The sequence below is a fragment of the Balneola sp. genome (assembly GCA_003712055.1).
In the GTDB taxonomy this organism is placed as follows: Bacteria; Bacteroidota; Rhodothermia; order Balneolales; family Balneolaceae; genus RHLJ01.
In genome coordinates, this window is the sequence record RHLJ01000007.1 from 32,761 (window position 1) to 52,349 (window position 19,589).

The window sequence follows — 19,589 nt, forward strand, 5'->3', positions numbered from 1 at the left end:
CTTTTTTTGAATTAACCTTTTTGATGACAAACCCCCAAAAACCTTCTAAAGGTCTATTTTCCTGGGCATTATACGATTGGGCCAATAGCTCCTACTTTGTAATTATTCAGACATTTGTTTTTGCGGCTTATTTCAGTGAAACCATAGCCGAAAATGTGGAAATAGGTACTGCTCAATGGGGAAACATGATTGGTTTTGCGGGTATTTTTATTGCCTTAACAGCTCCCTTTTTTGGAGCAATCGCAGATCAGGCAGGTAAAAGAAAACCATGGATCGCTTTCTTTACTATCGTTTGTGTAATTGGGAGTGGGCTACTTTGGTTCGCTGAGCCTGATCCGAGTTCACTTTGGTTAGCACTTTCTCTTGGTTTTATTTCAACCATAGCTGCGGAGTTGGTATACATTTTCTACAATGCTATGCTGCCCGATCTTGTTCACCCCTCAAAAATCGGTCGCTGGAGTGGCTGGGGTTGGGGAATGGGGTATGCAGGGGGCTTAGCATGTTTATTGGTTGCTCTATATGTGTTTATTGAAACTGATGGTTTATGGCTGGGATTAAATGTAGAAGAAGCTGAGCCTGTAAGGGCGACATTTATACTGACCGCAGCCTGGTATGCTTTGTTTAGTTTGCCTCTCTTTTTGAGAACACCCGATGCTCCATCAAAAAACAAACCAATTAACGTAGCTGTAAAAGATGGAGTTAAGCAGCTAAAATCTTCCTTAAAGGAAGTCAAAAAGTACAAGCATATTGTCCGGTTTTTAATTGCCCGGATGTTTTATAATGACGCAATAGTGACTATCTACGCGATGGGTGGTATTTATGCTGTGGGCTCATTTGGTATGGAGCAATCAGAGATATTAATTTTTGGCGTAGGTTTAAATATAACGGCTGGACTGGGAGCCGCTCTTTTTGCCTGGTTGGATGATAAATCTGGTAGCAAGTTTACAATCCTTGTTTCGCTAGTTGGAGTTGCTGTTCCAATAATTGCGGTATTGTTTACCAAGAGTTCTATGTGGTTTATTATTTGGGGACTATTCCTAGGGCTATTCTTTGGGCCGAATCAGTCTTCTTCTCGATCTTTTATGGCCAGAATTGCACCTCCGGAGTTATCAACGCAAATGTTTGGGCTATTGGCACTATCAGGTAAAGCAACTGCCTGGGCAGGTACTATTTTATTTGGAGCGTTTACTCTTTTATTTGGTACTCAAAAAGCGGGAATGGTTGTGGTATTAGTACTGCTCTTAATCGGATTCTTGATTATGCTTACCGTAAATGAGGAAGAAGCAATCAAATCACAAAAGGAATAAGTTGGAACAGCTGGAACTACCTCTAACTCGGATAGATAGAAATGCTATAAAAGCTTGGAGGATTACAGGTTTCTTTACCGGATTACTTCTTTATCTCATTCCTGGGTTTACTTCGATCTTTTATTTTAAGGAAGATTCACCACTTTGGATTACTCTGGTTGCAATCGTACTTGCTTTGAGTATACATATTCTCCTTACCGTTGTATTTCCTAAGGTAAGGTGGAACAGGTGGAGTTATGATGTATCTGAGCAGGCAGTAGACTTACACAGAGGTATCATAATTCAAACCAGAACGGTCGTTCCAATAAATAGAATCCAGCATGTGGATACAAAAAAAGGCCCGATATATCGAAGGTTCGGATTGTCATCAATCAGTATTTCTACTGCTGCTACCACTCACGAAATACCTGCACTAGATGATAATACAGCATCCGAAATGAGAACCTTGATTTCGGAGTTAGTTCGAAAGGTAAAAGAAGATGTCTGAGTTCAGGAGGCAACATCCTGTTGCTGCTATTACTCAGTTTTTAGCAGTGCTTAGGCAGAACCTGGTTCCGATAGTTATTTTCGTTGTTGTTGGTTCCAGGAATACTGATCAATACTTCTTTTATTTTTTTGCACTCGCTATTATTTCTACGCTAATCTTGGGAATTGTGGGCTGGTTTCGTTTCTCTTTTCGTGTTGATGGAAATGAATTACAAATAAGGAAAGGGGTATTTGTAAGGAAAGAGTTGTTTCTAACTAATGACCGAATCCAGGTAATAGATATTACGGAAGGCTTGTTACAGCGTTTATTTGGATTGGTAAAAGTAGAAGTTAAATCAGCGGGGAGCGGAACGGAAAGCGCCACAATTAGTGCAATTACAAGAGAAGAAGCAGAAGAGTTAAGAAGGTTATTAAGGAGCAATGGCGTTGTTCAGTTAGAAGATCAAGATGCACAAGAAGTTAGAATCGAAGTAGAAAACCTCAGCTGGAAATTATCTAATAGAGATCTGTTTCTTGCTGCGCTTACTTCAGGAAATTTTGGATTGATTGCATCTATTCTGGGGGCAACTTCCGGGCAACTTGATCAATTTATAAATGAGGAAAACCTGGAATATGTTTTTGGGCTAATTCCGGGTCTGGGGAATATTTCCTTTTTCCTGGGTATTGCAATCCTGATACTTGTTGTGTCTTACATTTTTTCATTCTTAGGGGTAATTCTTCAATACTACGGTTTTGAAGTAGAGAAAAAGGAAACGGAGCTGGTTATAACCAGTGGATTACTAGAGCGAAAGCAAACAACGGTACCATTTAACCGGATACAGGCGCTTAGGTTTATGGAAGGCATTTTCAGAGAACCCTTTGGTTATGGAATGCTATTCGTAGAAAGCGCTGGGTTTGAGCAAAAAGGTTCGGAGAAATCCATCGTATTACTGCCATTCTTTAAAAAGGAAAATTTAGAGACATTTCTGGCTGAATTTATTGAGCCAGTTCAGGATCATAAAAAGAATATCTCTCCTCCTGAGCGTGCTTTTTTCCGTTATTTGAGACGTCCATCATATCTGATAGCTCTGTCTACTCCTGTTATCTGGTTTTTTTGGGATTTTGGATGGATTTTCTTTTGGTTTTTAGTACCCGCAGTTTTTCTGGGATGGTTACGGTATAAAGACGCAAAACTGTTTTATAATGATGAAGAACTCAAATTACAATACAGGGTATTGGCCAAGCGTACAGCATACATAAAGAAAAAGAGAGTTCAGGTAAGCGAATATTCCATTAACCCTTTACAAAGAAGAAAAAAGCTCTCTACACTCGTTGTTACAGTAGCTTCCGGAGCAGGTGGAAGGGCATTTAATATCTCCGATTTGGACCAGCAAGAATCTGAGAGGTTTATTTTAGATAAGGCTTGATGATCTAATCATTCTCTAAAACAATCATTTTAATCCGATTTTTTTTCCAATACTATTTCCTTGATAACCCTTTTGGTTTCAGTTGTATACTCATCTCTTAAAATCAGACTAGACCCTTGGTAATCTATAAAAAAACCTCTCTCGTTAGGGCCAATGAATAAATAATCTCTCTCTATATTCCAGGCCGATTGCCCCATATGAAATGTCTGACCTTGGTAAACCATTGATTCAGTTTCACCAGAAACAGTTGTTTCCATATATAAATCAAAGCTCCCCGTACTTGTCATCAAATTACCATCAAAAATAATTACTACTCCATAATTGGAGCTCGTACCAGTTTCGACAAAAGAATCATCAAAGCTATAACCCAAATGGGTATAGTCAGTTAGAATCCAGGTTCCTTCTATGCTTGACGAATTATTTTCACATGAGAAGAACAGAAATAGAGAAAGTAAAAGAGTTGTATAAACTGCTATTTTTTTTAGCGCCACGTATTTAACCTTAAGCTGGAATAATGGTAAGGAAAAACTACGAGCAAGAATTTTATGTAGATTCCTAGTAGCCCCCTACAAAAGATATTCAAGTATACTTTTTGAGGATTGATTAATGATTAATACGAGCTCAATAAAAGACTTAAAAAGCATTAAGCAGCTCTTGAAACAGAATAACCTTCCTTTTGAAGATGTTGGCGTTTCGGAGATTCGATTTCTAACCATTAAAAGGGATCAGGAAATTATTGCATGCGGTGGGTTGGAGTTTTTCGAAGAAATAGCATTGCTTAGATCCGTTTCAGTAAGAGAAGGCTATAAAAATGAGGGACTAGGATCGAAGCTTACACAAATGCTTATGGATGAAGCCGAAAGAATGGGTGCTAAAACCGTTTATTTACTAACAACTACAGCGCTTGAGTATTTTAAAAGAAAAGGATTTGTAGTTGTCACAAGAGAGGAAGCTCCAGTAGAAATACAGACAAGTGTTGAATTCTCCAAGCTTTGTCCTGACAGTGCAGCCCTCATGAGAAAAAAAATTTAGCTCTTTCATTGAAGTAATATTAATCGTAATATTGCGATATGGGAAAAACAAAGTCATCAAACTTCACAATTGCTCAAAATAGATTAGCTACTACGGCTAAGGCTTTAGGTCATCCCGCTCGAATAGCAATTCTTGAGTATCTGGCTCAACAAAAAAGCTGTATCTGTGGAGATATAGTTGATGAATTACCACTTTCCCAATCCACGGTTTCCCAGCACCTTAAAGAGTTAAAAGCAGCAGGACTTATTAAAGGAGATGTGGATGGAGCAAGTATATGCTACTGCATAGATGAGAATGGTTGGAATGAGTTCACTCAACAACTCAGTAAGTTCATGCAAATACCGAACAGTAAAAGCTGCTGCTAATTTTTTTTAATCAATTAATCGCAAAATTACGATAATGAAATTGCCAGATTTAATTAAAACACTAGAAGAAAATCCGAACCAAGAAATAATATTTCGTCTGAATGACGGAAGAGAATTGGGAGGAGATTTACATATCACTGAAGTGAAAAATGCGATCATCGAATCCGTAGATTGTGGATCAAATGCACATCAGTTTAAAGAAACAATTATCCAACTCTGGATAAATGAAGATTCAGACATTGTAGCAAAGTGGAGCGCCGGAAAAGCACTGAGGATCTTAAAGAAAACAATAAGAACAGATTATAAAGGCAGTAACTCCGAGGTTTACTTCGAATTTGGAGATTCAATCACCCCGGTTTCTAAATATTCATTTACAATAGCAGTAAATCCGGATCGAATCATATTTGATATGTTTGTGGAAGCGACAGCATGTAAGCCTAGATTGAATAAAGAGCTTGCTTGCTGTTAATTTTGAGACTTCACATTTGGGTAATACTAGCCTTGTATTTTGTATCTAAAATTTAGGATAACGAGATGGATAAAATACTGGTTTTGTGTACCGGAAATAGTTGCCGTAGCCAAATGATGGAAGGATGGATTCGACATTTCGCTGGCGATAGCATAGAAGTAAAAAGTGCAGGAGTTGAAACTCATGGAGTAAATCCCAGAGCTATAAAAGTAATGGGAGAATCTAATGTAGATATATCAGGTCATACCTCTAACCATGTAGATGAATATATGGGAGAAGAGTTTGACTTGATTATTACAGTATGCGATAGTGCAAAAGAACGTTGCCCCGTTTTCCCTTCTAAATCAGAAAAAAGACATCACAATTTTCCAGATCCTGCGAAAGCGACGGGAACGGAAGAAGAGATTCTTTCAGATTTCAGATCGGTAAGAGATCAAATTCGGGATTACGCGGAAAATCTGGTTAGCGAATTTAGTTCTTAACCTAAAGCTACATCCAGGACCATCATAACTGCAAAACCGATCATGGTACCCAAGGTGGCTATATCGGTGTTTCCATGTTGTTGGCTTTCAGGAATTAATTCTTCAACTACTACATAGATCATTGCACCTGCTGCAAAAGCTAGTGCATAAGGTAGAATAGGCTGAATAAGTATAACGGCTGCCGCGCCTATTACAGCTGAGACTGGTTCTACTACTCCGGATAGTTGTCCATACCAGAAACTCTTTCCAACTCCTACACCATCTCTTCTTAAAGGCATAGACACCGCCATACCTTCAGGGAAGTTTTGGATTCCGATACCTAAAGCGAGTGCAATTGCTGCTGCTATAGTAGCAGTACCGGTAGGGTCAACACCAGATGCAGCTGCTCCGAATAACACTCCTACTGCAAGGCCTTCAGGGATATTATGAAGGGTAATGGCGAGTACCAAAAGGGTAGAACGTCTCCAGCTAGTAGGAACACCTTCAGCTTCCGATTTAGGAAGTCCTAAATGGAGATGTGGGAGGTATTGATCACAGATCCTTAAAAAGACACCACCACTTAAAAAGCCGATTACAGCGGGAAGCCATGAAATTTTACCCTGTGCTTCTGCCATATCGATAGCCGGTATAATAAGTGACCATACACTCGCAGCAATCATAACACCTGCAGCAAAGCCCAACATGCTATCCAGAAGAGCGTAGTTCACTTTTTTTGTAAAGAAGACAAGACTCGCTCCCAGGGCGGTTAAACCCCAGGTAAAAAGACCTCCCAAAAGAGCCTGAATAATAGGATTGAGTGATAGAAACCAATCAGGAATAATCATAATAAATTTTTTGACGAAGATAAGATTTGGCTTAGCAAAAATGAAATTTAGTCCAGGCTAAATTTAAGAGGATTTTCATTAATGATTTCTCACGGGCATAAAAGTGAGAAATCTATATTTTCGTATAAAAGTTTTAGGTAGTTATGGTAGATAAAGGTGATGCATTCGGGCAACCAATTGGGGAAGGAAGAGCCCGTATACTGGTGCGGTTGCAGCATATTAAATGCGAAGTTGAAAATAATGCCCCGGATTTTATCAGCGTAGATAAAGATAGCGTTTATTTAAAGGTTGATTTTCCTGATGATGCTAAGGTATCAAGTGCAACCTTAACTTCAAGTTTTAAGCTTAATTTGGCGAAATTTAAGCCGGGTGAAAACGAAGCTATTTATAATTTAGAACAAGAGTACATCTGGTTTGATATTAACATTGAAGAGGTTAAAGACGTTTGGGTAGCTGATTTATACTTTTCTCTTGAAAGCCAAAATCCCAGATATCTAGCTTATTACATCAAGGAACTTGACCACCAGTTTGAATGGCTTCAGCCAGATATCAAAACTGGTGAGATCAAAACAATGAGCATCACTAAAAAGAAGTATAAGGTTCCGAAATTTTCCGGGAAGGAATCATTTTCTGCTACCGAAGTATTGAGATGCGCTGATATGATCAATCGTTCAATACGGAAAATTGACCTTCGTACAGGTGGTGCCTACGTAAAATTCAACACCGATAAAGGAAAGCTTGAACCACTAATTATCGGAATTGCTGAGAAGCTGGGATATGAAGTCGAGCCTCTGGAAAGAAATGTGATTTTAGATATGGAATCGAGCGGCGAAAAAGTAAGCCACTCGATTTATATCAAAGGAAAAGTTTGAGCAAGTATGAATAACGCTCCGGTGCCATAAGTGAGCAGAATGTGAACCAAGCTTAAAATCTAATAGCACTTATATAATTAACTAACCTTCCTGTTTCCAAAAGTAGATACCACCGGCTTGTTTCCCGGTTTCTACATAATCGACCAAAACATTGGTTTCCAGATTAATAATATCCACTGAGCCTGGTTCACCTCCAATTCCTTCTACCGAAACAAAGGCATATTTATTATCCGGGGAAATGGAGACCCCATGGCTTACCTTTCGGGTATTTACAATTTTTGCAAGTTCTTCACCTGATTCTAAATCCCACACTCCGGTAGAACCCTCACTTTTATAACTTACAACCAAGAGCCTTCCATCAGGGCTAACTTCCAGGTTATAAGGCCCTCTGCCGGATTTAAATCTTCGGGTTACTTCCCAGTTCTCAGCATCAATTTCGAGAACCTCATCAGAACCATTTCCGGCAACATATATCAAAGGTTTGGTAGGATGTGGATCTGCCCACGTTGGCTTTTCGACAGGTTTATGTTTCATATCTCCATGATTCATAGAGGAATGATCCATAGCTGAGTGATCCATGTTACCCATTCCCATCTTTTCGGAAAGCTTAAGTCGTCGTGTTACTTCCATTGAAGCAGTACTAACCTCGATTAGCTCATCGGTCATCATCGACACATGGTACATATGTTTGCCAGATGGACTTATCCTTGAACCGTGAGGCATAATGCCTGTATCAATATCGGTTAAACGGATCATCATATCAGGTTCAACTACCGATACCGTACTTGGCTTCATTTCGCCATGCAGGTTGAAGTTTACCACGTATAGTAGTCCTGTTTCTGGCGAGATTTCCATTGTTGCCGGGAACATCCCAAGCTCGGTAGTACCGATCAATTCATCGGTACCGGTTTTGTATTTCGCAAGCATTCCGTAGGGATTCCCGTGTGCTATAGAAACAAACCAATATTCACCATCAGGAGAGACAGAAATGCCATGGGGGCCATCAATCTCGGTTGGGTAACGCCCCACATTAATGGTTTTTGCAATAGAGGCTTCTTCTGTTCCACCATCAAAATGAACGAGATGTACTTCATCCTCTGATTCGGCTGCTACATATAGGTAGTAATCCTGGGAAAAAGTAGTTCCTGATAGCATTATAACTATCAGGAGTGGTAAAGAAAACGACCTTAGTAATACTGTCATCGAATCATAATTAGTTAGTTCCAGCGGTTGGATCTTCTCCTACTCTTATTGCCCAAAGCCCTGAATTCCAATCCGAAAGGAAAACAAGTCCCTTGTATGGCTGTGGTCCCCAGGTAAAAGGCGCATTAGGAATCGCCGCGTCTTTATCTCTAGGTAAGAACATGCCGATTTCACGACCTTGCTGGTATAAATCGCCCATCAACTCTCCGGAGATATCTACTATTCTAAGTCCGCCATTATAAAATGCAGCATAAAGAATATCCCCTTCAATCCAGTAGTTATGAGATCCTGCTTCAGGAACTTGATATCGGGCAACTTCTTCAGAATTTTCCCAGCCATCAAGTTTTATAAAGTGTACCCATCCAGCTGCTCTGTTTGGTCCCTGAACATCAAGACCATATGGGAAAGCTTCATCACCGGCTACGATATAGAAATCTCCGGTCGATTGACTTTTGAAAGGAAATGCGGCATGATTCCAACCACTTGGGTATGTGTAGCTTCCCAGTTTTACAGGATTAGATGGCGAACCGCCCGCTCCAGGTAAGTCGGCGCTTTGGTTACTACCAATATCAACGGCAACAACGCCATCAGACCAGTTTGACGAATAAGCAATCCCATCCTGAATCCACACATCGTGGATCGCATGTCCGGGCGTATCAAGCTCGAACTGAGTAACTGTGTATGGATTTCTTGGATCCTCAATATTGATGATATCATATTTACGACCATTATTTACTGCATAAACATGATCCTCATAAATGAAGGAATTATGGACGCCACCAGTTAAATCTTCTGTATACTCAGATAAGATTTTAACATCTCTTGGGTTTGTTACATCGAGGATAATAATTCCATTGCGTCTATTTGAGGCTCCTTCTCGTGTTATTACAGCAATGGTTCCATCTTCTGATACTTTCACATCATTCACAATACGAGCATCAACCTGAACCGTATCGATAGTGTGGATATTTGTGGGATCGGTCACATCCCAGAAGAACGCTTCTCCACGAGCTCCCCAGGTTCCCGTAACCGCATAATCACGTCCGTCAACTCCTTCCCAAACCCATAGATCAGAAGTTTTAACATCTGGCACAATTCCTTTTCCAACTACTTCGATAGAGCGTTGAACATTTCTTTGAACTACACGGAATGTTGCTTCCGAAAAATGATTCCCAGAACGAGCCATTACAGTGTATTTACCAGGATGGTTTGCAACAAACCTGCCATCTTGCTCAATCAAAGCTGAAGAGCCTTGTCCAAGGTTGTCATCAGGCGACGCAATAAAAGAATAGGATACCGGTGCGTCAGCAACTTCATTTCCTCGACGATCAACAGGAGAGGCAACGAATCGAATTACATCACCAGTTCTGATCTCTTTATCCTCATAATTATGAGTCATGCTCACAGATGTTGTTGGATTCTCTTTTACTCTAATTTCCCAACTGGCCGTTTCATTTTCAGCTTTTGCTGTAATGGTGACTCTACCATTCTTCATTACTTTCAGATAATCAAAAGAGTCAACCATTGCGATGTCTTCATTGGAGCTTGTGAACTCAACATCAACATTGTCTCTTTCGGCTCCGGATGCATCAACTATTGTATAGTTAAGAAGGAGGGAAGTACCTTCGTACACATTATCAGGTAAACCCATAAACTCGATAGAAGTAACAGGAGGGTATGCTACAGTTACCGGAATACTTTTCCGAACCGTAGTCTGTCCTAAGACTAAAGCCAAAATTGAAAAAGAACCTGGCTTTAACGCTTTTATTTCACCCTCCCGAGTTACCTGAAGAGATCTTCTACTTCGGGAAAAGAATATGACTGTATCTGGGAGAACGTTGCCTTCAGCATCCTCAACATGAGCAGAAATTGAGGTTTCCTCATTTAGGCTAAGCTCAAGTGACTCAACGCTAACTACAATATTTTTTTGTTCTTCTTGCGCAGCTAGTACTGAGACATTAGCTACTACAATTCCCAATGAAAGAGCAATAATGGGAATGATAGGATTCAAATTTTTCATGTTTCTTTTATTGATTAAAAATTACTTCGCAATGCATTCTGCCTTGGGTGAAATGATTGAAAAGTTAAATTGGATAAAGTTTTTGTACAGGTTTGAAAAAGCGATGTTAAATAAATCAAAAAATTGCGAGAATTACATCTGGGCGGATACTTTTTTACGCTTATTTAAATCTGATTTTACGTAATTTCTAATGCTTTTTTGGAACGTGAATAAGCATAATTTGTTGAATACACATATTCCAATCCACTCATATTAGTAAATCTAATTTCAGGAAATATTTTAATGAGTATACACTTCGAGAAAGAGCAGTTTGCTTCCCGCCATAATGGATCAAATATCTCTGCGACCAGCGAAATGCTTGAAACTGTTAAAGCCGATAATCTTGATCAGTTAATTGATGAAACCATACCAAAAGAGATTCGCTTAAGTCAGGGCTTAGATCTTCCCGAAGCACTTAGTGAAGTAGAATTTCTTGAAGAATTCAAAAAATTGGCTTCAAAAAACCGGGTCTTCAAATCATTTATTGGGATGGGTTACTATGATACTCATGTTCCAAATGTGATTAAGCGAAATATTCTTGAAAATCCCGCATGGTATACAGCTTATACTCCATATCAGGCCGAAATAGCTCAGGGAAGGCTCGAAGCTTTGATCAACTTTCAAACTATGGTAAGTGATTTAACAGGAATGGAACTTGCCAATGCGTCACTTCTTGATGAAGGTACAGCGGCTGCTGAAGCAATGAGTATGTTGCTGGGAGTTCGGAAAGGAGCGAAGAGAAAGGAAGCACATGACTTCTTCGTAAGCGAGCATTGCCACCCTCAAACTATCGAAGTACTCCAGACTCGTGCAGAGCCTATTGGAGTAAATATAATTGTAGGGGATCATAATGAACTGGATGTTACCAATCCGGCTTTATATGGAATATTGCTTCAATATCCTGCAAGTAACGGAAGTGTAGAAGATTATTCGAACCTGATAACTGCTGCTCATGAAAATCAGGTTCGCGTAGTAGTTGCGGCTGATTTATTGAGCCTTACCTTATTAACCCCTCCAGGAGAAATGGGAGCGGATATTGTGGTGGGAACTACACAACGATTTGGGGTACCAATGGGATTTGGAGGTCCTCATGCAGCGTATTACGCAACTAAAGAAGAGTTCAAGCGCCAGATACCGGGCCGTATTATAGGAGTAACGCAGGATGCGGAAGGAAAGCCTGCTTATAGAATGGCTCTTCAAACAAGAGAACAGCATATAAGAAGAGAAAAGGCTACCTCAAATATTTGTACCGCTCAGGTTTTACTAGGAGTAATGGCAGGGATGTACGGGGTATATCATGGAGCTGAAGGATTAACAAGAATAGCTTCAAAAGTCTATGGATTAACCAAATTAACTAAAGCAGGCTTACAAGCCCTTGATGTAGAAGTAGAAACAGCAGCGTTTTTTGATACGATAACTGTAAAAGCCAACGAAAAGAGAATCCGGAAAGTCGCGGAAGCTAATGAAGTAAACTTTAGATATTTCGGAGACGGCAGAGTTGGAATTTCTTTTGATGAAGCAAAAGAGATAGAGGATGTTGAGCTGGTTCTTTCAATTTTTGCTGAGGCAGAAGGAAGAGTTCAAAACTTTGATGTCAGAGCTCACTCCGAAAGTGTTTCAATCTCTTTACCAGCTACATTGACTCGTACTTCAGAGTTTATGACGCACCCGGTATTTAGTTTGTACCAAACGGAGCATGAAATGCTTCGCTATATGAAACGCCTCGAGAATAAAGATCTGAGTTTGGTTCACTCTATGATTTCCCTTGGCTCATGCACAATGAAACTGAATGCAACGGCAGAGATGATTCCGGTAACCTGGCCTGAATTTGGACAACTGCATCCATTCGCTCCAAAAAATCAGGCGGGTGGCTACTACCAGCTATTCGACGAGCTGGTTGAGTGGTTGAGCGAAATCACTGGTTTTGATTCCGTTTCTTTACAACCAAATTCCGGCGCTCAGGGAGAGTACGCTGGACTTATGACTATCCGGGCCTATCATAAGAGTAGAGGAGAAGGACACAGGAACATCGCTTTGATACCTTCTTCAGCACATGGTACTAATCCTGCAAGTGCCGTAATGGCTGGAATGGATGTAGTAGTGGTGGCAACTGATAAATATGGAAACATCTCCACTGAAGATCTTGCAGAAAAGGCGGAAAAGTATAGTGATCGTTTAGCTGCTTTAATGATTACTTATCCATCAACACATGGTGTATTTGAGCACAAAGTGAAAGAATTTTGCGAAATCATACATCAGCATGGCGGGCAAGTATATATGGATGGAGCCAATATGAATGCCCAGGTCGGATTGACTAGTCCCGGCGAAATTGGGGCAGATGTTTGTCATCTGAACCTTCATAAGACTTTCTGTATTCCCCATGGAGGTGGTGGACCCGGAATGGGACCAATTGGTGTAGCAAAACATTTAACTCCGTTTCTTTCTGGTCATTCGGTCATTGAAACAGGTGGAAATCAGGGAATCACAGCTATATCTGCAGCTCCCTTTGGAAGTGCCAGTATTTTAACCATTTCATATGCGTACATCAGAATGATGGGTGCAAATGGGTTAACGGATGCTACCAGATATGCGATTTTAAATGCCAATTACATTAAAGATCGGTTGAAAGACCATTTCCCAATTTTATATACAGGAAAGTCTGGTCGTTCAGCACATGAGTTTATCGTTGATTTAAGACCATTCAAACAAACTGCAGGAATAGAAGCTGTGGATGTAGCGAAGCGCCTTATGGATTATGGTTTTCATGCACCTACTATGAGTTTCCCGGTTGCAGGTACCTTAATGATTGAACCGACTGAAAGCGAAAGCAAGGAAGAGCTTGATCGGTTTTGTGAAGCGATGATTAACATAAGGCATGAGATCCGTGAAATTGAAGATGGAATAGCTGACCAGGAAAGTAATGTACTTAAACATGCTCCTCACACAATGAGAGTGGTTATGGCAGAATCTTGGGAAAGAAGTTATTCTCGTGAAAAAGGAGCCTTTCCCATAGAGGAGCTTCGGTTCAATAAATTCTGGCCAAGTGTTTCCAGAGTAGACGACGCGTATGGCGATCGTAATTTAATATGCTCTTGCATTCCAATCGATGCGTATGAGATGGAGGAAGTAGAGGGTTAAGAGGTTATTCTCACTTTTTGTAACGGTTATAACTTCGTAGAAACAAGCTTTTACTAAATACTTCTTGCTCATTCGGTTTTTAGTGAATTTATTAGGCATCCAATCCTAACTACAATTCACTATGATGAAGAATAAAGCTTTGCTACTAACTTTCTCTATTGCTCTTCTATTCTCCTTACAAGGATTTGGGCAATATGGGTATATGGAGCCTTCTCAGGCTATGATTGATTTGGTGGAAAATGATGCCACACCCTTCTTTTCAATAGCTCCAAATGGAGAAACCATGGCATTACTTCACAGACCCGGAAGGCCGTCTATTGAAGAAGTATCCCAGCCAGAGCTCCGATTAGCGGGTATAAGAATAAATCCAAGAATATCCGGTCCTTCTCGTACCAATACAATGAATGGAATTACAATCCGGAATATGGAAAATGGTAAAGATGTTGAAGTTACCGGCCTTCCTGAATCTCCAAAAATAACCGATGTCTCATGGTCTCCTGATAGCAAGCATATTGCTTTTTTAGTTATTCAAAGCAACAGAATTGAGTTATGGAAAGCGGAGGTAAAAAACGGAAAAGCTTCTCGAATTTCTGATATCGAAGTTAACGATACCTATGGCACTCCGATGACGTGGAGTCGTGATTCTAAGTCTGTATTAGTTCAAATGATATCGAAAGATCGTGGTTCAGTACCTGAAGAAAGTCTCGTGCCAACAGGTCCGACTATAGAACAAAGCACCGGCAATGCTACTCCTGCAAGAACATACCAGGATTTACTTCAAAACAAGTATGATGAAGATTTGTTCGATCATTACTTTACTTCTGTTATTGCTGAAGTAACTTTAGACGGTAAAGTTACAGAGCTAACTGAGCCTGGTATATACACCACAATTCGAATAAGCCCTGATAACGATTACATACTTATGACGGAGATTAAAAGGCCGTATTCATACAGGGTTCCGGCATTCCGTTTTCCAAATGAGTCTAAAGTATTAGATCGTGATGGTGAACTGGTAACTATGGTCGCTGACCTTCCGCTTAGAGATCAAATTCCTATTGGTTTCTCATCCACTTATGAAGGACCACGTTCTATTAACTGGAGAGCTGATCAGCCAGCTACTCTGGTTTGGGTTGAAGCATTAGATGGTGGAGATCAACGAAGGGAAGTAGAAAAAAGAGATAGAGTATTAATGCAGGAAGTTCCATTTCGGGGCGAGGCCACCAAATTGGTAGATCTTGAGTTTAGATATTCAGGTATTTCATGGAGTGAAGAAGGTTTTGCATTAGCTAATGAATATTGGAGATCATCTCGCCAGGGAAGAACCTGGATGGTTAATCCTGACAAAGGTGAAGTAGAACTGGTATTTGACAGAAATACCGAAGATAGATATACAGATCCGGGATCTCCGGAGTTCAAAAGATCTAAGTACGGAACCTATGTACTTCATACAACCGATCGAGGTGCAAAAGTCTTAATGAGTGGACAAGGGTACTCACCTGAAGGAAACCAACCATTCCTTAATTCTTTCGATCTCAAGTCCGGTGAAACGGAGGAACTATGGCGTTCCGAAGCTCCTTATTATGAATATTTGGTAGCTGTACTGGATAAAGATGGTTCTGAGATCATTACGCGCAGGGAATCTGTTACCGAGCAGCCTAATTACTACATGAGGGATGTTGAGAAAGATGAGATGAAACAAATTACTTTTTTCGAACATCCAACACCTGATCTAAAAGGAGTAACAAAAGAGTTTATTACTTATGAGCGAGAAGACGGTGTAAATCTATCGGCCACGGTATTTCTTCCACCGGGATATGATAAAGAGCGTGATGGCAAACTACCTTCTTTGGTATGGGCATATCCTCGAGAGTTCAAAAGTGCGAACGCGGCAAGTCAGGTAACAACGTCTCCATATCGGTTTACAAGTATCAGTTATTGGGGGCCTCACTTCATGCTTACTGAAGGCTATGCCGTAGTTCAGGGTGCTGCCATGCCTATTATCGGAGAAGGTGACGACCAACCTAATGATACATTTGTAGAACAGTTAGTGGCAAACGGCCAGGCCATTGTAGATGAACTTGACCGAATGGGAGTTGGCGATCCTCAACGAGTAGGAGTTGGCGGGCACAGTTATGGTGCTTTCATGACTGCTAACCTTCTTGCTCATTCTGATATTTTCAGAGCTGGGATTGCACGAAGTGGTGCCTATAATCGTTCTCTTACACCATTTGGATTCCAAGCTGAGCCTCGCACATTCTGGGAGGCACCTGAGATCTATTTTGAGATGTCTCCGTTTATGAACGCGGAGAAGATTAATGAACCACTTCTTCTAATTCATGGCGAGGTAGACAATAATTCAGGAACATTTCCAATTCAAAGCCAGCGAATGTACGGTGCAGTGAGTGGTTTGGGCGGTACGGTTAAATTGGTGATGCTCCCACATGAAAGTCATGGTTATGTTGCCCGGGAATCACTGCTCCATATGTTATATGAGCAAACGGAGTGGATGAATACATACGTTCGGGATGCACAACCAAGAGAATTGGAAAGGGTTACCCCAGAGGTTGACTAAAAGCTTAAAAGCCTTCTTTGGAAGGCTTTTTTTATTTCATTATAGAATGGCAAATAAAATCCGGGATAATACCTGTTGACTGAATATTCAATGGGGCTTTTTCTTCGCGTGTATTTCCTGAAAGAACGAGCATAGTTTTTACTCCGAATTTATTTCCCCCAAGAATATCGGTTTCAAGGGTGTCGCCCACCATCAGGATATCGCTTTTATCAATTTCTCCTAATTCATCGGTTAGTCGCTCGTAAGCATACATGAACATTTGGGAATCTGGTTTTCCAAAATGGATGAATTTCCGGTGCAACATAGATTCTACCAATTTTGCGATTCCCCCCGTAGCTACGGCAACATCATGTTTGGCAACGGGGTAGAATTTGTCGGAATTAGCAAGAATTACAGGCATGGTTTTTTTGCGAAGTATATTCACTGTTTTATTGATGTCTGTATTCCAATCAAATCCCTCATCATCAAGGAAGACAAAAGCAGAGATATCATCCAGGTTGTTTAGGTTAATATCAGAAACAGCTATATGCTCAAGCCCCGATTGAAGAATGTATTCAGCTGAATTCTCCGTTCCGAGGTAGGCAATCTTTCCGTCTTTTATCTTTTGTTTGAGGAAGTTTTTTGCCATCATACCAGAAGTCACAATTTCATGTAACTCGATGTTATCCAAACCAATTTTTGCTAAACTTTCCTTTTGTTGTTTTCTGCTCCGCGATGCATCATTCGTTAAAATCCGAAACGTTTTTCCCTGATCTTTAATCCACTGAATGGTGTTATTTGCTCCTTCAATTTGTCCCTGGTGATTTTTGATTACTCCGTAGGAGTCGAGCATGATCACTTTGAAGTCTTTAGCAATGTCAAAAAAAGAAGGATAACTCATAGTTATAGATTTAATGCTTTTAGTAGTGGATAGGGATCAAATTTTTGTTCAATGGAAGGAAGGTGAGTATCGAATGCTTCTTTTTGAAGTTTAGTAGCAAATACTTCATGATAAAAGTACCTGCCATATTTAACTACATAAGTAAGGAGAAAGAATCGATAACACTCTTTTAAAAAAAGAATTTCCTGCTCTGATAGAGGGAAAATTTTATGGTATTCAGTTAGGAACAGCAGGAATCGTTCTTCCATCAACACATCTATGTTGTAGGTGAACACGGTTCTGTCCCCTATGTCAGAAACTACCCGGCTAAAAAAGTAAAAGTCCATCATTCTGGTACTCATCCTAAACCAATCGTAATCCCATCTCGAGAAAAACTCAAAATCTTTGTTCACTGAAAAGTTGCCGATATTCCAATCCACAAAAACAGGAATGATATCCAACTCATTAGCTCCTAGTTTTTTATACTCTTTCTTAAACTCGAGACACTGGGATTCAATCAAATCCAGATACATATGATGTTGAAGATGCCCTTCATCGGATTTTAACACATCCAAAAGCCCATCAATGTCTACTTTCATTGTTTTGGAAGAAAAGGGTAAAGTACCCTTTACGCTATCACAAGCCTTATGAAATTTTGCGGTTTCGTGTGCTAAGCCACGGATTTGATCTTCATTTAATCTCCTGGGCAGCTTTTGTTGAATTCTTATCGGGCGGTAGAAAACAACCCAGACATCAATGATCTCCGCGTGATATCGATACACAAACAACTCATTACCTTTCATTAGAGATCTGGCAAGGAAGTTCTCAAAAGGGTGAGGCAGGTTGTTAGAGAGGGAATTGATGATGCTATGATCTTCAACAAAATGATCAAATTCACCGAAATAGGAGAGCTTAGCTACAATAAGATTATGATCTCTAAGGGTGATCGAGTACACATGGTTGGTTGATACCTTGGCACTTATATCTTCAATTCTAAAAATTTCTCTGGAGCTATCATACGCGTTCCAGGCTTCTCGCACTATATCATTAAAGTCTATAAAGGACATGCCGGATATTAAATAATTTCAAAGTATCTCTTTAACTCCCAATTCGATTTATTTGGATCGTATTGGTGACACTCCCATTCTCTTGTTTTTATAAAGTGATCCACAAACTCCTTTCCAAAAAGTTCTACAGGTATTTCAGAATCCTTCATAGCCTCTATAGCTGTTTTCAAATCCTGCGGTAGTCTTTTTTGCTCCGTCAATTCGTATTGGTTTCCGGAAGTAGCAGGGATATTGAGTTCCAGGTTATTGTTGATCCCGTACAGACCTGAGGCCAGGCTCCCAGCCATCGCTAAATAAGGATTTATATCTGCGCCAGGAACTCGGTTTTCTATTCTCATTGATTTTTTTCCATGCGGAATAACCCGAAGAGTAGTGGTTCGGTTTTCAACTCCCCAACTAGCAGAGGTAGGGGCCCATGATCCTTCCACATAGCGCTTATAGCTGTTTATTGTTGGAGCATACATCGGCATAATATATGGGAGGCAATGAAGTACCCCTGCTATATATTGTTGGGCTAGTTCAGTGAGGTTTTTCTCTCGCTTATCATCATAAAAGAGATTATTACCCTCAGCATCCCACAAACTTTGATGGATATGCGCACTGCATCCGGGAAGTCGGTCAGTCCATTTCGACATGAATGAAGCCGTTAATCCATATTGAGAAGCAATTTCTTTAACTGCAGTTTTGAACAGCGTAGCTCTATCTGCAGCTTCAACAACACTGGTGTAAGCAATTGCTGCTTCATAAACCCCATCTCCGGTTTCGGTATGTAAGCCTTCAATCGGTACTCCAAAATTTGATAACGATTCGAATAAATCGTTCACATACTCTGAATTTTGCGAAGCCCGAAGAATAGAATAGCCAAACATACCAGGTGTAAGTGGAGTCGGATTGGTGTAATCTTTTTCTTGTAGGGAATGTGGAGTCTCAAGGAAATTAAACCATTCAAATTCAGCTGAAAATTTTGAGGTATATCCAAGCTCAGAAAGTTGTTGCTCAACTTTCTTGAGAACTGACCGTGGGCAAACGCCACTTAGGTCATTCGATTCAGAGAAGTCAGCGAGGAAAAAAAGTTTTCCTTCTTCCCAGGGTATATTCCTTATAGTAGAAGGGTCAATAAGTGCAAATGAGTCGGGATATCCGGTATGCCATCCGCTTACCTCAGAATTGTCATAAACCTCATCATTCATATCCCAACCAAATATTACATTGCAAAAGCCCACTCCTTTATCCAGGGCATTAAGGAATTTCTCTTTGCTGATTAGCTTACCTCTTAACACTCCATCAATATCTGTTACAGCAAATTTTACACTTTGATGACTACTATTTTCTAATAACTGTTCAATTTGCTGTTTGGTCATAGCTATTTGCCTGGGTAGAATGATGAAATATTAAATTATTGAGAAATAGTAGCATTTCTAAGCTGTTCTGCTGTTATTTAGTGAATA

Annotated in this window: 17 protein-coding genes and 1 pseudogene; 11 read left to right on the plus strand and 7 right to left on the minus strand. The window is 40.2% G+C overall.

Going from position 1 to position 19,589, the window contains the following annotated elements:
• Nucleotides 1–23 precede the first annotated feature (23 nt).
• From ED557_14735 to ED557_14745, 3 genes are read left to right on the plus strand one after another with little or no spacing between them, the layout of a single operon-like run.
• Complete coding sequence (locus ED557_14735; protein ID RNC79337.1) at nucleotides 24–1,307, plus strand: MFS transporter; 1,284 nt, start codon at nucleotides 24–26, stop codon at nucleotides 1,305–1,307.
• Nucleotides 1,273–1,794 carry a hypothetical protein gene (locus tag ED557_14740; GenBank protein ID RNC79338.1) on the plus strand — a complete coding sequence of 174 codons (522 nt, stop codon included), beginning with the start codon at nucleotides 1,273–1,275 and terminating at the stop codon, nucleotides 1,792–1,794. Before ED557_14735 ends, ED557_14740 begins: the two co-directional genes overlap by 35 nt.
• A complete protein-coding gene (locus ED557_14745) occupies nucleotides 1,787–3,199 on the plus strand; it encodes a hypothetical protein (protein ID RNC79339.1) in 1,413 nt (470 codons plus the stop codon). Before ED557_14740 ends, ED557_14745 begins: the two co-directional genes overlap by 8 nt.
• Before the next feature lie 29 nt (nucleotides 3,200–3,228).
• On the opposite strand, the gene ED557_14750 is transcribed toward ED557_14745, so the two are convergent.
• A complete protein-coding gene (locus ED557_14750; GenBank protein ID RNC79340.1) occupies nucleotides 3,229–3,690 on the minus strand; it encodes a hypothetical protein in 462 nt (153 codons plus the stop codon).
• 115 nt (nucleotides 3,691–3,805) lie between these two features.
• On the opposite strand from ED557_14750, the gene ED557_14755 reads away from it, so the two are divergent.
• The 4 genes from ED557_14755 to ED557_14770 all read left to right on the plus strand — a co-directional run bounded on the left by ED557_14755 (nucleotide 3,806) and on the right by ED557_14770 (nucleotide 5,547).
• Nucleotides 3,806–4,231: a GNAT family N-acetyltransferase gene (locus tag ED557_14755; GenBank protein ID RNC79341.1), complete on the plus strand. Its 426-nt coding sequence runs from the start codon at nucleotides 3,806–3,808 to the stop codon at nucleotides 4,229–4,231.
• Nucleotides 4,232–4,269: 38 nt separating this feature from the next.
• Nucleotides 4,270–4,596, plus strand: coding sequence for an ArsR family transcriptional regulator (locus tag ED557_14760; protein ID RNC79342.1), 327 nt, complete (start codon nucleotides 4,270–4,272; stop codon nucleotides 4,594–4,596).
• A gap of 34 nt (nucleotides 4,597–4,630) precedes the next feature.
• Nucleotides 4,631–5,065, plus strand: a complete 435-nt coding sequence (locus ED557_14765; protein ID RNC79343.1) for a hypothetical protein — start codon at nucleotides 4,631–4,633, stop codon at nucleotides 5,063–5,065.
• Nucleotides 5,066–5,130: 65 nt separating this feature from the next.
• Complete coding sequence (locus ED557_14770; protein RNC79344.1) at nucleotides 5,131–5,547, plus strand: arsenate reductase ArsC; 417 nt, start codon at nucleotides 5,131–5,133, stop codon at nucleotides 5,545–5,547.
• On the opposite strand, the gene ED557_14775 is transcribed toward ED557_14770, so the two are convergent.
• Nucleotides 5,544–6,371, minus strand: coding sequence for a ZIP family metal transporter (locus tag ED557_14775; protein RNC79345.1), 828 nt, complete (start codon nucleotides 6,369–6,371; stop codon nucleotides 5,544–5,546). The two genes, ED557_14770 and ED557_14775, sit on opposite strands and share 4 nt — an antisense overlap.
• 143 nt (nucleotides 6,372–6,514) lie before the next feature.
• Between ED557_14775 and ED557_14780 the strand changes: the two genes are divergently transcribed.
• Nucleotides 6,515–7,243: a hypothetical protein gene (locus tag ED557_14780; GenBank protein ID RNC79346.1), complete on the plus strand. Its 729-nt coding sequence runs from the start codon at nucleotides 6,515–6,517 to the stop codon at nucleotides 7,241–7,243.
• An 81-nt stretch (nucleotides 7,244–7,324) separates the two neighbouring features.
• Here ED557_14780 and ED557_14785 read toward each other — a convergent pair.
• A pseudogene (locus ED557_14785) lies at nucleotides 7,325–8,395 on the minus strand (YncE family protein).
• Nucleotides 8,396–8,456: 61 nt separating this feature from the next.
• A complete protein-coding gene (locus ED557_14790) occupies nucleotides 8,457–10,466 on the minus strand; it encodes a hypothetical protein (protein RNC79347.1) in 2,010 nt (669 codons plus the stop codon).
• Here ED557_14790 and ED557_14795 point away from each other — a divergent pair.
• From ED557_14795 to ED557_14805, 3 genes are all read left to right on the plus strand, one after another.
• On the plus strand, nucleotides 10,444–10,650 hold the full coding sequence (locus tag ED557_14795; GenBank protein ID RNC79348.1) for a hypothetical protein: 207 nt from the start codon (nucleotides 10,444–10,446) through the stop codon (nucleotides 10,648–10,650). The two genes, ED557_14790 and ED557_14795, sit on opposite strands and share 23 nt — an antisense overlap.
• A 98-nt stretch (nucleotides 10,651–10,748) precedes the next feature.
• Nucleotides 10,749–13,643: a glycine dehydrogenase (aminomethyl-transferring) gene (gene gcvP / locus ED557_14800; GenBank protein ID RNC79349.1), complete on the plus strand. Its 2,895-nt coding sequence runs from the start codon at nucleotides 10,749–10,751 to the stop codon at nucleotides 13,641–13,643.
• Between the two features lie 124 nt (nucleotides 13,644–13,767).
• Nucleotides 13,768–16,215 carry a S9 family peptidase gene (locus tag ED557_14805; protein ID RNC79350.1) on the plus strand — a complete coding sequence of 816 codons (2,448 nt, stop codon included), beginning with the start codon at nucleotides 13,768–13,770 and terminating at the stop codon, nucleotides 16,213–16,215.
• A 31-nt stretch (nucleotides 16,216–16,246) separates the two neighbouring features.
• On the opposite strand, the gene ED557_14810 is transcribed toward ED557_14805, so the two are convergent.
• Genes ED557_14810 through ED557_14820 form a run of 3 tightly spaced genes read right to left on the minus strand, consistent with a single transcriptional unit; the run spans nucleotide 16,247 to nucleotide 19,502 of the window.
• On the minus strand, nucleotides 16,247–17,095 hold the full coding sequence (locus ED557_14810; GenBank protein ID RNC79351.1) for an HAD-IIA family hydrolase: 849 nt from the start codon (nucleotides 17,093–17,095) through the stop codon (nucleotides 16,247–16,249).
• 2 nt (nucleotides 17,096–17,097) lie between these two features.
• Nucleotides 17,098–18,141 (minus strand): hypothetical protein, encoded by a 1,044-nt coding sequence (locus ED557_14815; GenBank protein RNC79352.1) that lies wholly within the window; start codon nucleotides 18,139–18,141, stop codon nucleotides 17,098–17,100.
• An 8-nt stretch (nucleotides 18,142–18,149) separates the two neighbouring features.
• Entirely contained in the window at nucleotides 18,150–19,502 is a 1,353-nt protein-coding gene (locus ED557_14820) for a glutamine synthetase (protein ID RNC79353.1), read from the minus strand.
• Between the last annotated feature and the right edge of the window lie 87 nt (nucleotides 19,503–19,589).

Coding starts and splice junctions, on each gene's coding strand:
- ED557_14805 (RNC79350.1), top strand. CDS start 13,768: ATGAAGAATAAAGCTTTGCTACTAACTTTCTCTATTGCTCTTCTATTC.
- gcvP (RNC79349.1), top strand. CDS start 10,749: ATGAGTATACACTTCGAGAAAGAGCAGTTTGCTTCCCGCCATAATGGA.
- ED557_14770 (RNC79344.1), top strand. CDS start 5,131: ATGGATAAAATACTGGTTTTGTGTACCGGAAATAGTTGCCGTAGCCAA.
- ED557_14820 (RNC79353.1), bottom strand. CDS start 19,502: ATGACCAAACAGCAAATTGAACAGTTATTAGAAAATAGTAGTCATCAA.
- ED557_14745 (RNC79339.1), top strand. CDS start 1,787: ATGTCTGAGTTCAGGAGGCAACATCCTGTTGCTGCTATTACTCAGTTT.
- ED557_14790 (RNC79347.1), bottom strand. CDS start 10,466: ATGAAAAATTTGAATCCTATCATTCCCATTATTGCTCTTTCATTGGGA.
- ED557_14760 (RNC79342.1), top strand. CDS start 4,270: ATGGGAAAAACAAAGTCATCAAACTTCACAATTGCTCAAAATAGATTA.
- ED557_14735 (RNC79337.1), top strand. CDS start 24: ATGACAAACCCCCAAAAACCTTCTAAAGGTCTATTTTCCTGGGCATTA.
- ED557_14780 (RNC79346.1), top strand. CDS start 6,515: ATGGTAGATAAAGGTGATGCATTCGGGCAACCAATTGGGGAAGGAAGA.
- ED557_14740 (RNC79338.1), top strand. CDS start 1,273: ATGAGGAAGAAGCAATCAAATCACAAAAGGAATAAGTTGGAACAGCTG.
- ED557_14810 (RNC79351.1), bottom strand. CDS start 17,095: ATGAGTTATCCTTCTTTTTTTGACATTGCTAAAGACTTCAAAGTGATC.
- ED557_14755 (RNC79341.1), top strand. CDS start 3,806: ATGATTAATACGAGCTCAATAAAAGACTTAAAAAGCATTAAGCAGCTC.
- ED557_14815 (RNC79352.1), bottom strand. CDS start 18,141: ATGTCCTTTATAGACTTTAATGATATAGTGCGAGAAGCCTGGAACGCG.
- ED557_14775 (RNC79345.1), bottom strand. CDS start 6,371: ATGATTATTCCTGATTGGTTTCTATCACTCAATCCTATTATTCAGGCT.
- ED557_14765 (RNC79343.1), top strand. CDS start 4,631: ATGAAATTGCCAGATTTAATTAAAACACTAGAAGAAAATCCGAACCAA.
- ED557_14795 (RNC79348.1), top strand. CDS start 10,444: ATGATAGGATTCAAATTTTTCATGTTTCTTTTATTGATTAAAAATTAC.